6 protein-coding genes are annotated in these 12823 nt (G+C 60.6%); all 6 read right to left on the bottom strand.

The window, feature by feature from the left end:
• Window positions 1-16: 16 nt before the first annotated feature.
• Entirely contained in the window at window positions 17-1438 is a 1422-nt protein-coding gene (locus FYK55_RS09600) for a UdgX family uracil-DNA binding protein (RefSeq protein ID WP_150076171.1), read from the bottom strand.
• Between the two features lie 4 nt (window positions 1439-1442).
• On the bottom strand, window positions 1443-2675 hold the full coding sequence (locus tag FYK55_RS09595) for a putative DNA modification/repair radical SAM protein (protein WP_235908555.1): 1233 nt from the start codon (window positions 2673-2675) through the stop codon (window positions 1443-1445).
• 92 nt (window positions 2676-2767) lie between these two features.
• Complete coding sequence (locus tag FYK55_RS09590; RefSeq protein WP_161604399.1) at window positions 2768-4063, bottom strand: VWA domain-containing protein; 1296 nt, start codon at window positions 4061-4063, stop codon at window positions 2768-2770.
• A gap of 367 nt (window positions 4064-4430) precedes the next feature.
• The gene (locus tag FYK55_RS09585) at window positions 4431-4853 is read right to left on the bottom strand and encodes a hypothetical protein (protein WP_150076169.1); all 423 of its coding nucleotides are present in this window, start codon (window positions 4851-4853) and stop codon (window positions 4431-4433) included.
• Window positions 4854-4998: 145 nt separating this feature from the next.
• Entirely contained in the window at window positions 4999-9483 is a 4485-nt protein-coding gene (locus tag FYK55_RS09580) for a cadherin-like domain-containing protein (RefSeq protein WP_161604398.1), read from the bottom strand.
• A gap of 383 nt (window positions 9484-9866) precedes the next feature.
• The gene (locus FYK55_RS09575; RefSeq protein WP_161604397.1) at window positions 9867-12599 is read right to left on the bottom strand and encodes a dockerin type I domain-containing protein; all 2733 of its coding nucleotides are present in this window, start codon (window positions 12597-12599) and stop codon (window positions 9867-9869) included.
• Window positions 12600-12823 lie beyond the last annotated feature (224 nt).

Here is a 12823-nt window from a genome sequence, read left to right as displayed (position 1 = left end):
AGTCCCTCGAACGTGATCACGAGGACGGTTCGATCTGCGATGCCCACAGTGCCAGATCGCTGCGGAACTGTTCCATCAGCACCTGTGATTGTTTGGCAGGAGCTCGCAAGATTGCGGACGGGTGCAATGTGGCCAATGTCCAAGGGGCGTATTCCGTCGCAACGGCGACTCCACGTTGCTCGGTCAAGCGAAAGTTCGGTCCCAGCACCACCCGCGCGGCCGTCGCGCCCAGACAAATCAAATGTTGTGGACCGATCGCCGACAGTTCCGCTTCCAGCCACGGGCGACAGGCTGCGACTTGTCGCGCCGAGGGCTTTTGGTGCAGCCGGCGTTTGGCAGATCGCGTGAACTTGAAATGCTTGACCGCGTTGGTCAGGTAGATTGTGTCTCGGCGGATCCCCAGTTCCTGCAGCACCTGATCAAGGACTTGGCCGGCCGGGCCGACGAATGGCGTCCCACGCAAATCTTCTTGGTCGCCCGGTTGCTCTCCGACGAACACCGTTTGAGCGTCCGTGGGACCGGCACCGAACACGGTCTGAGTTGCCTGTTGGCAAAGGTCACAGCCGCGGCATTGCCGCGATGCGGCGGCCAGTTCCCGCAGGTCGTCGGTGTTGGGGACGAAGGGCTGCGCTGTTGAGACGGCAGCGGTGGTCTGAATCATCTGCCGCGTCCGCTCCGGAGCTTGTTGGAGCATTTCCGTGATCATTTCCGTTTCGGGCAGCGTGGGCCAGTGCTTTTTCGGCATTTCCGCCCGCATCGCATTCAGCTTGATTCGGGCCGGATTGAAAATGTTTGCGTAATAGGTCTTCCACAGAGATTCAAGTTCGTCAAACGAGGGGGCTGCTTCGCGGGGCATGCCGGCTGCATAGGTCAAGCAATCACCATCCCAGCTTGCCGATTCGTCCGGTGTCATGATAGTCCACCGCATGACGTTGAAACGCCGTGCGAAGAAATCGCCGACGATGCGTAGCGGGTAGTGGTCGGGGCGATGCCAGGCGATGTAATGCTCGCCGCTTTCGTCTTCCATCCTCCGAAATCGGACAAACGCTTTCATCTTGTGGGCGTCGCGACGGACAGCCTTTTCCATCTGGACGATGCGAAAAACGTCTTTATCGCTGGCGACTTCCATCAGATGCCGTTGGCCGTGAACGATTCGCCACAGCGTTTGGTAAAGCAGTTCCCATCGCTGGGGATCGCGATGATGAGAAACCGTTTCGGCAGCCGACAGAAATTTCGCCGATACCCGAAACTCGCCGGCGTTGGTCGGCGGTGGCAATGCGGCAGAGAGATCGGCCTGGAATAAATCTCCCTGACCGCTGGAATGCTCCGCACGTTGATCGACCCAGCGAATCCGATCGGGCGGCACGTCGGATTGCACCAAGTGACGAGCGGTTGACCGCCAGTCATCGAAGTGTTCCGCGGCGACATGGTGCAACATGACGCTAGACTTCGCCGCTGGTGGCGCCGTGTAACGCATCGAACAGCATCAGCTGACGATGCTTCGGTTGCAGCCTGGCACGCAAGGATTCGGCGTCAAGCGACAACGGTCCCGGATGACGATCCGCCGTGATGATGAAGGACCTCGCCCGTTTGCGAACGATTCCGATCCGGCTCAAGTCCTGATCCCGGATCGCATGATGACGGCGCGTTTGGAGAATGCGGTTCACGCTTTTTTGACCGATGCCCGGTACCCGCAACAGCAACTCGCGCGGAGCCCGATTGATGTCCACGGGGAACTGGCCGCGGTGCTGCATCGCCCACGCCAGTTTGGGGTCGATTTCCAAATCCAGATTGGCCGAGTCCGCCGTGGTCAGTTCGTCGGCGGCAAAACCGTAGAATCGGATCAGCCAATCGGCTTGATAGAGTCGATGTTCCCGGATCAAGGGCGGGCGGATCCCGGGAAGTCGCGAATCGGCATGCGGGATCGGGCTGTAGGCGCTGTAGTAGACGCGCCGCAAGTGGTGCTGACCATAAAGCTGCGAGCTGGTGGTCAGAATCTCACGGTCACTGGTGTCGGTGGCGCCGACGATCATCTGCGTGCTTTGTCCGGCGGGGGCGAACTTGGGGACCCGCATTCCGTTGCGTCGGTCCGTGGCGATTTCGTCACGTTTGATCCGGATCGACCCCATCACGCCTTCGATTTCCGGGCGTTTCTTCTCGGGTGCCAGGCTGCGCAAGTCCTGCACCGTCGGCAGCTCGATGTTCACGCTCAACCGATCGGCATACAAACCCGCTTCGTCAATCAAGTCGTCGCCGGCACCGGGGATGGTTTTCAGGTGGATGTAACCGCAAAAGTTCTCACGCGTTCGAAGCGTCTTGGCGACCTGGACGAGCAGCCCCATGGTGTAGTCGGAATCACGAACGATTCCGCTGCTCAAAAACAGCCCTTCGATGTAATTCCGTCGATAGAAATCCATCGTCAGCTTCACGACCTCTTCGACCGTGAATCGTGCCCGAGGCGTGTCGCTGCTGACACGGTTGACGCAGTACTGGCAATCGTAAATGCAGACGTTGGTTAGCAGCAGCTTCAACAAAGAGACACAGCGTCCGTCGGGGGTGTAGCTGTGACAGATACCCATCCCTTCGGTGCTGCCCAAGCCCTCCCGGTTCGCCCGACGGGATCCGCTGCTGGCGCAAGATGCATCGTACTTGGCCGCATCGGCCAAAATCGTCAATTTGTGTTCGATCCCTGATGTCGTCACCCGAATCGGTGCTCCGCTGAGAGTTAAAAGCAAGTGAATGCCTGAGTGAACCGCAAGAGACGCGATCAGTTCACCACCCGAAACTCCCCGCCGCTCGGTTCGGCCAGGTTTCGCAGAAAACCTTGCATCAGCGGTTCCACCGCGATGGCGATCGTATTCACCGTGACGTGCCGAGATTCATTTCGCCGCAGCACGTCCGTCAGGATCGCAGCTGGCTGGACAAGTTGTCCGTAGGTCGGCTTGCCATCGGTCAACAGAAAAATGGCTTCCATCTGCGCGTCAAAATTCAGCCCACGGCAGAGGGCGGCATGCGTGTTGGTGCTGCTGCCCGCGGAGAGGTACTGCACGAACTGGATTGCTTCTCGCTTATTTGATTCGGTGGCGGGCACCAGTTCTTCCCGCCAGGCGCGCACATTGCGATCAAAGACCAGGATTCCAAATTCGCAGGCCTCGTCCAGGCCGTCCAACGCGGTGATCAATTCGCGTTTGGCTCGCTGCAGCCGTGTACGCGATCCGACCTGCGTGTTCATGCTGCCGCTGCGATCGATGATGAACAGCATCCGCTGGGCGTAAATGTCGATGCCGTAGTACTTTGATCGTCCCAGATGCCTTTCTTCCTTCAGGTAGGAAGCGGCGTCAACCGACGGTTGCAACTTCATTTCGCCCGTCAGCCGGGAAGGATTGGCCTGGTCGGGAGCCTCGTTGTCTGCAGCCTTGTTATCTGGAGCATTCGTCAGGGCTGCCGCCTGCACAACCTCTTTCGCCGGCGACAGGCCCACCAAACCTCGCCACTGTTGAAACCGCTGCTGGTCACCTAGGAACTGATCGACGGTCACGTCGCTGAATTCCTGGCGAAGTCGGTGAGCCAATTGACCGCCGACCTGATCGTAAAGCTTTGCCAACGCTTCCCAGGCACCGGGATGCTCCATGTCTTTCAGAGACCTTGCCAACGTGTACCGGTAGCCATAGTTGTCGCGGAAGAAATCCGAATCGGTCATCGACGCCAGCGGTTCGACGGCAGCGTGGTGCTGATGTTTGCCCAGCGTGGCGGTCGAGGCCAATGCCCAAGAAAGGTGACCGCAGTCAAGCAGGGCGACCAGAGATTCGGTCGCCTCTGGCCGATCGATGGTGCCGACGAAGTCGATCATCGCTGCGATACCGTCCGGAAGATCCGTCAACCCACGCTCCTGGGCACGCCGCAGCACGGGATCATCGACCAAGTCTTCCAGACATTCGGTGACAATCGGAAGTGCGGACAGCCGGCTTTGAAAGTCCGGCGGGATCGACCGCATGGCCGCCACGCGGGCGACGTCGTGTCGACCCAGCAATACTCGCTTGAACCGCGCGGTTGCACGGTCCACGGCGAAGGCGCTTGTGCACGCGATGGCGAATGTGCATGCGAGGGCAACCGAACACGCGATTAGAAGGCTGATGCGCATCATTCCAACGCGGTGCTTGCCGGTTCGATTCGGAGTAACCCGTGACGAACGCATCTGTGATCTCCGGCCGTGGTGCGATCAAACTTTCGAGCCTGACGCGGCTCGACGGTTCATCGTACCGCCGCGACTACCCAAGTGGCAAATGCCCTGGCGCGCAAGTTGGATCAAGCCGCTTCCCGGCACATGGAAAACGGCCGGACCGCGGCCGACTGGTGGCAGTCGTTACGGTTCGCGCCGCCCCCCAAACCCAACGTGAATCATCACCTGAAAGGGGGTCAGCTGGAGGAGGTCAACTGTGTGAGGCCGGTGAGTCGATTTGCAGTGATACCGCGCCGATCAGTGCCGGCGGCCCCACGTCTGTCCCCCCCAGCTCAATTGCCAAGCTGTTGGATGATTGCATGGTGTTCGAGATGTCCAGAGTCACGCCGGCGTCCACCGAGTCTGCCGTGTGTGACACGTCGCGGGTGAATAGCGGTGCATCGTTCAGAATGACCCGAATGGTTGCAGCCTTCCAAGCTTCGATTCGTAATAGGACTCGGTCGTCAGGGGCCAAGCCGGTTGGTCGATTGAATCGGCGTTGGTAGGTGACGTCACTGGCCCGGGGGACGCCGTCGGAATCGGGGACGTCGACCTTGTGATCGATGACCGGTTCGCTGGCCGGAAACCGATGTGCGATGCGTGTCCAAGGGCGACGCAGACGAATCGTGTGCATGAAGGCCGATCAAACGCGTTGTGGGGCGGGATGCGTCGAAACGTAACAGCCCAGTGGATGGTTGCGAAGCGGCGCAAAAAAACCGCCGACGGAAGACCGCCGGCGGCTGCAGTGCACGTCACGCCCTACGACGAAATCAGACGGATCAAGATTCGTCACCCAGGATGCGATCGATGGCGTTGCGATAATCATCGAATTCCTGGGTCATTTGCGAGTCGGGTGACTCCACCCAATCAAAGTCATCGACGGTTCCAAAGAATCGAACCGCTGTCGCGTCACCGTTGACGACGAACTGTCCGGCTTCCAATTGAACCGACTTCACGACGCCGTCATCCATGATGGTCAGCAACGCTGCATCGCGAGCGTCGTTGAGAGCGATTTCCGCATACTCCACCGATTCAAAGCCTTCGCCGGCGATGAAGACCGCTTGGGTTCCGTCGGCGTTCAGCTGGGCAACTCCACCGCTTTGGGCATCACCCGAGCCGGTGTCGGCGATCCCGGCGGCCAGGTAGGTTTTGGCCAACAGATCAATTCGATGCAAGCTGCCCGTCACGCCGACGGCGCTGAGATTCGGACCGGACAGATCCTCGCCGCCTTCCGGTCCAATGACGAACTGTTGTCGAGTGCTGCCGTTGTACTGGATCGAAGCCGGAATCACGTATTCGACCACGTAGGTTCCCGGTTCCAGATTCTCGAAGGCGTAATTGCCGTCGTTGTCGGTCAGTGTGGTCGCGAGCTCGGACTCGCCTTCACCAGTGACCTGCAACAGTCGAACCTCGATGCCGCCCAGACCGTCTTCGTCGGAATCCTTGACACCGTTGCGGATCGGATCGGCACCTTTGAGAACTTCCTGAATGTTCTCGACTTCGTCGATGTACAGTTGGCCGGAGATGGACGAGGGCACGAAGGCCGGTTCATCTTCACCGACGAACGTGATGGTCGCCGTTTGGCTGACGGATCCGTCGACAACGTCGGTGATCTCGTAGGACACGACGACCACGACGGTTTCGCCGGTGTTCAAATCGTTGTAAGCCGAGGGATTGATCAACAGCCGATTGTTCGCCGCATCGATGGTCACGCCACGGGCGTCGCCGCTGGTCACGGTCGCATTGATCACGCTGAGCGGATCGCTGTCCGGGTCGGAAGCACCCTCCAGCAGGTCGATCGTGGCATCGGCGTCGTCTTCGTTGAAGGTTGCCGTGATCGGGCCGCTAACCGTCGGGATACCTTCGTCGCGGCCTTCGATCGTCACGGTCGCTGTTTGCGACACGGTTCCGCCGTTTCCATCGCTGACGTCGTAGGTCAGCGTGATGACGGATTGTTCACCCGCATCAAGCAGGTCGCCGTAAGCGTCCGGCGTGATCGTCAGGTCCGATCCGGAAACGGAGATGCCACGGTCGTCACCATTGATTTGGACGTTCTCGATCGTCAGGGTGTCGCCATCCGGATCGGTCGCACCGTCCAGCAAGGAGACGACCTGTTGCGGCTGGTCTTCGTTGTACGTGAATGTCAGGTCGCCGCTGACCGTGGGCGCGTCATTGCTGCCGGTGATCGTGATGGTAGCCGATTGGGACACCGATCCGCCGTTGCCGTCGATGACGTCGTAGCTGTAGACCACGACTTCCGACTCGCCGGCCGCCAGAGCGTTGTACTGGGACGGGTCGATGCTGAGCGAATTGCCCGACAAGGTGATGCCGGAACCGTCGCCGGACACCAATGCCAAAGAGTCCACCGCCAGGACGTCACTGGCATCTGGATCGGCAGCACCGGTCAGCAAGTTGACTTGCGTGGTGGCGTCGTCTTCGTTGACGGTTGCCGTGATCGCGTTGCCGACCGTGGGGGCGTCGTTGGCGCCCGAGATCGTGATGGTCGCCGTTTGCGAAACGGTTCCGCCGTTGCCGTCGCTGATGTCGTAGCTGTAGATCACCTGCTCGGATTCACTGACGGCAAGGTCGTTGTAGACCGAGGGGTCGACCGTCACGGTGTTTCCATCCACGGTGAATCCGCTGGCGTCGCCCGAGACCAAAGCCAGGTTTTCCACGGTCAGCGAATCACTGTCGTCCGGATCCGAGGCATTGCCCAGCAGGTCGACTTCGGTGCTGCCATCGTCTTCACCGATCGTCGTCGTCAATGGGCCCGCGACGCTGGGTGCATCATTGGCGCCGTTGATGGTGATCGTCGCCATTTGGCTGACGGTTCCACCGCGGCCGTCGATGATGGAGTACTGGTAAACGACGACTTCCGATTCCCCGACGGCCAAGCTGTTGTAGGCGTCCGGCGAAACCGCCAGTTCGTTGCCGTCCTGGGTGATTCCGGAGCCATCGCCGCTGACAAGCTGCAAGGCATTGACCGACAGGGTGTCTCCCTGGTCGGGATCGGAGGCTCCCTCAAGCAGGTCCACCGAGGCGTCCGCGTCGTCTTCGCTGAAGGTGGCACTGATCGGGCCGGTGACGGTCGGGTTCTCGTTGGGCTCGTCGGTGATGCCGTCGATGTTGATCGTCGCCACCTGCGATACCGAACCGCCGTTGCCGTCTTCGATCGTGTAGTCGTAAATCAGTGAGACGCTTTCGCCGGTGTTCAACGCGTCGTAAGCGTTGGTGTCGATCAGCAGGCGGTTGTTGGCTGCGTCGATCGTCACGCCGGAATCGTCGCCGCTGCCGGCTCGCAGGACAATCGACGTGGCGGTCAGGGCATCGCCATCGATATCCGACGCAACTTGCAACAGGTCGACGATGACCTGGCCGGAGTTCTCATCGGTGGTGGTGGTGATCGGCTGACTGACCGTCGGCGGGTCGTTGACGCCCGTGATCGTGATCGTGGCGGTTTGAGCGGTGTTGGCCGTTCCATCGGTCACGTTGTAGGTGGCCGTGATCACCTCGCTTTCGCCATCGGCCAGCGAGTCGTAGGCCGAAGGATCGACCGACAGCGTGGTGCCGTTGAGCGTGATACCCGAGTCGTCGCCGCCGGTCACGGTGAAGTCGCTGATCGACAGCGTGTCGCCGTCGACATCCGCGGCCCCGTCCAGCAGGTCGACGCTGGCTTGTGCGGCATCCTCATTGGTCGTGAACGTGACCGGCCCACCGACGGTGGGCGCGTCGTTGGCACCGTTGACGGTGATGGTCAGCGACTGAGACGTGTTGGCGATGCCGTCCGTCACGTTGTACGTGGCCGTGATCACTTCGGTGCCGCCGAGGGCGAGCGAATTGTAGGCCGAGGGGTCGATCGTCAACGTGCTGCCGTCGACGGTGATGCCTGAATCGTCACCGCCGGTCACGGTGAAGTCTGCGATCGACAGCGTATCTCCGTCGGCGTCCGTTGCGTCAAGCAACAAGTCGACCTGACTGGAGGCATCATCCTCGTTGACCGTTGCCGTCAGCGGCGACGTGCCCAGGACGGGAGGGTTGTTTTGAACCGCGCCGGTGGACAGCGTCACGCGAGCGTCTTCATCAACGACGATCAGGTCCTCGGGAACCTCATTGTCTTCCCCGTACAACGTCAGGGCGTCAATGCTTTCCCCGGGATTGACGTCGACGACCAGGCTGGCCACTTCCTGCGACAGGAAGACTTCAAAACTGAACGCGTCAAAAGGTTCGATGAAGGTGCCGTCGTCGGACAGGCCTTTGATCCCGCCGCCGCTTGCGGGAACACCGCCGACGCCGCCCAGTTCATCAAATCCGGATGCCAGATCAAAGTCGCCCCGGTTCAAACTGTCGTAAAAGTCTTCGTTGTTGTTGAACGTGCGACTGCGGGTGTCGATGTTGAATCGCACCGCTTCCCCGTTGGGCGTCACGCCGTCCGCTTCGAAGGGGGCGAACTCCTGCACCGTTACCGGGACGGACACGTCCAAATTGATGGTCACGATCGGATCGGGCAAGTCGACGTTGCCAACGTCATCACCGGTGTAATGGATCTGGAATCCCAGGTCGTCGCCGCTGCCGATATCAAATTGTGTCAGCTCGTAATCACTTGGGCTGTAACCAAACTCAGCCAATGCGTTGGCGATTTCGGTCGTGGGGCTGGCCGCAAAGTTGCTGAAATCGGACACGTACGTCGTGCTCGTTCCCTCGGCGCCGATCGTGATGGTGCCCGAGGACGCCGTCAGGATCTCCTCGCCGATGATGATCCGCTGGGTTTCGCGGAGCACCGGACGCAGCACGCCACCCTGGCTGACGCCCAGGTCGGTGACCACGGTGAAGGCACCGATGTCGTTGCCAAAGGTCCGCAAGTCGTTGTAAGAGACCTCCAGGAAGAACGAGTTCTCCTGGCCCACCCCGACTTCGACGACGCCGTTGTTGACGGGCAAGGGGTTGTCATTGTGATCGCGGGCCGTCAGGAAGTACTCCACCAACGGCGTCATCTGCTCCCCGCGTCCCAAGGCGTTGATCACGCCCAAAGCGTCGCTGGGACTGACCTTCCCGTCGGCGTTGACGTCGACTTTGTTGCCCGCGAACGCGTCGCCGTCGCCGAGCTCGCCTTCGCTACTGTTGGCCGCCAGATAATTGATGACGCGGAGCGCGTCACTGGGGGAAACCTGGTGGTCTTGGTTGACGTCAAAACTGTTCCAATAGTTGTGGGCAACCGCCAAGTCACCCGCCAGCAGCTGACGTTGTTCCAGAGCCTGGGTGCTCAATCGCCGAGCCGTGCTTCTCCGCGAAGCACCACCCGACTGGCTTTTCTCTGCTCGTCGTCCGGGGGAGCGTTCGGCATTTCGTGAACGCGACGGGCGGCGGAGCAACTGACGCAGGCTTTTCATCTGGAATTCCGGAGAGATGAAGTAGAACGTGGATTGCCGTGACTACGATCGGTGTCGAGTGGCGAATTGGAAGAGCGGGCTGCCGGCATGCGCGCCGCCCGAGGGGTCAGCAACCAGGATGCATAGGCTCTCTAGGCTGTTTAGTGGCCCTATCTTATCTCCCCAGCCCGCTTTATCAACGTTCTGATTGGATCGGATTTTGGGCCGAGAGGCTCGGCGGTTTAGACGAAAACCCATGACCAAAGTTCCGGTGAATCCGATCAAAACAGTTCATCCAGGGGTGGAGTGCGGTGAATTCCGACCGGGAATTCATCGAATCGAGGCGAATCCGCCAGGGCCGATCGGATTTCGATCGGCTGCGAAAAAACTTTCGCTTCCTCTCTGCTATCGACCGGGCCAACTGCTCGACTTTCGCCATACGGGGGCTGGCCCGCAGAGTTCAACATTTTTGGATTCTCGCGGTCCGTGAAGCTGTCGGTTCGCACCCATTCCGGCTCAAGTTCCCGAAACACCTGATCCACCGAATTTGCTCGGGAATCTGCTAAAAACGGCGGCGGAGGGGGCAGGAAATCCGTGGGCGAATGGTCCGGCGAGGGCGAAGCTGACGCCCCGGTGCTGAGCTGGGATTCGGTGAGTGCGGGTCCGGCACCCGGATCGTCAGCCCTCTGGCCGGTCGCCTGTTCACCTTCGCCTTCCTGATTCCGTTCCAGCAGGTTGATCACGCGCAGCGCGTCGATGGCGGACACGTACCCGTCGTTGTTGACGTCCACGAAATCCCCAACCGCCTCGTCCGGGCTCAGCAGCCGTGATCCGAAGCGGGCCAGATCATTGATCACCAGCAGCGCATCCTGGGGACTGATGATCTGGTCGGCGTTCACGTCGCCGGGGGACTGTCCGTGGTGCCGCGGACTGTCGACACGCTTCGCCGCGGCAAGCACCGGCGAAGCAGAGCCGTTGGTGACGTCCAGGTCATAAAAACTGTCAGTGAACTGATAGATCAGGTTCGGGCTGGTCAACCGCACCTGGTAGTTCCCGTCGGCAATCCCTTCGGTCACCCAACCCCCGCTACGGTCGACCGACTGCGTCGACTCGGTTCCGAAGGCGACCGCGGTGACCAGGATGTCGGTTTCAGCGTGTCCGTAGATGACGACGCTGGCGATCTGGCCACGCGGGTCTTCGACGATCAATTGGCCAGCTTCGCCGGCGGGCACCTGTGGACTGGTGATTCGCGAAAGCCGGTTCCCGTCTGAATCGAAGGCTTCCACGCGGGCGTAACTGCCGTCTTCCAGCCCGTAGCTGCCTGTGTCCAACGCCAGGAAATCGATAGCGACCCGGCCGGTACTCTGGCTGGATTCGACTTGCAACCTGCGTTCTCCGCTGATTCGATCGCGCCAGGAGGAGGATTGGTCGTCGTAGACTTGAAACACACGCACGTCCGGCCGTGTCGTCGACGACCCGACCGCCACTCGGCCGTCCAACGTCAAGCCGACGCCGCTCAGGCTGAGCGTTCCGATGGATCCCGTTTCCCCATCGGCCAGCGATGCGGCGACGGCCTGCGCACGAAACAGTTCGCTGCCGTCGGCGTGCTGCAACGTGACCTGCGAACCCTCCAGCAAGCGTTCACCCGCATCGAGCAGACCATTGGCATTTTGATCGACGAAAGCGACGCCACCGCCCAATCCGGAAAACAAGTGGCTTTGACGCGTGGATTCCAGCGGGACGCTGGTGATTCCCGTACGGGTGTCGGTGACTCGCCAGCCGATCGAATCAAAGGGTTCCGTGATCGAGACGTCCAAATCGAACTCGACCGCCGTCGCATCGAACTCCGCCGCGGTCTGCCACGTTCCACCATCCAACTGGTATTCCAGCGCTTTGATTCGGGACAGCGTGATGTCACTTTGGGGGCCGGACGAATTCTGGTTTGCCAGCGTCTCAACGGAGCCGGCACCGCGGATTGAGTAGACCGAGGTCAGCGGGTCGAAGTACCCGATCGCGTCCATCGAAAGGGGCACATCCAGCACGTCAAAAATGCCATCGCCATCGCTGTCGCGCCAACCAATCATGGCCAGCGTCGAATCGGGAGAATCCAAGGCGGCGTAAGCCCGGTCGGCGACCGAATTGCCGCGCATGATGCTGTCTTCCTGCACGTGCCCCGCGGGGGCATCGTCGTAGGCGTTCAAGTTCTGGGCGTTGTAGTAGCCGCGCTGATCGTTGTAGCTGCCCGCCCCGGGGTACTCGTCGCGGGCCCAGAAGATGTGTCCCATTTCATGCGAATACGTGGAGACGGGACGACCCGAGGGAACGACGTAGAACAATCCGCCGGGGTAGGCGAACGCTCCGGTAAATCCGCCCGCCGCGAAGAAACCGTCGGCATCGTCGGAAGAATCCGCCACGAAGATCGTGAAGGCCCAATCGGTTTGGAACTTTTCCCGCTGCGTGTCGTTGAACAGCTGAACGGCCCGTTCGATCGAGGGCGCATCGCCGTAGCCGAGGTCGGTCAGCCAATCCCCGACGTAGCGTTCAAACGTGATGCTGCTGCGGTCGATCGGTTCGTAACCGGTGGAAACCGGCGTTCGCGCGAATGTCTCATCGATTTCGAACGCCAGCTGGTGAACACTGGTCTTTTTTGCCAGCAAATTGACCCACCAATCGGTGCTGGCGCGGATCTTGTCCAGCGTCTGGTCGATTTCGTTCGCCGTCCAATCCTGCGTGTTGGGGTCGATCGAACCGTCGCTCTCGAAGAACACCGGGGTGACGGTGACGGAGCCCAGCAGAAACTCTCCGGTATCCAGCGGGGTCGCACCCAGCGGCAGATCCGCTGCCATCAGTTGGCGTCGTTCCAGAGCTTCCACCTGCAAACGGCGGCAGGACCGGAATTCCCCGCCGCGGAATGCGGGATCGGATCCACATCGTTGCACGCGCGCCACCGCATCACCGATCTTTGTCCGAACAAGGTCGGTCCAACGGAAGCTCTGCGGGCGTGAACGATTCATCGACTCTATCAAAGGGAACGGATGACGCGGAAGCCGGCGGGCGGCGATCGACCACCGGCAACGCTCCGACGTGTCCTGCCCGCCCGGCTGGGAAGGCGCTGCCCCGGACGTTGTCTGAATACGCGGCATCAAATTGCAAGACGCGCATCGGACGCTTCAACCCGACAATCAGATGGTTCGGACGCTGCCGGCCAATCTGATTATCGGGTGATTCCCTTCGATGT

The sequence above is a fragment of the Roseiconus nitratireducens genome (assembly GCF_008629675.1).
Lineage (GTDB): Bacteria > Planctomycetota > Planctomycetia > Pirellulales > Pirellulaceae > Stieleria > Stieleria nitratireducens.
This window is presented reverse-complemented; position numbering and strand designations above follow the sequence as displayed.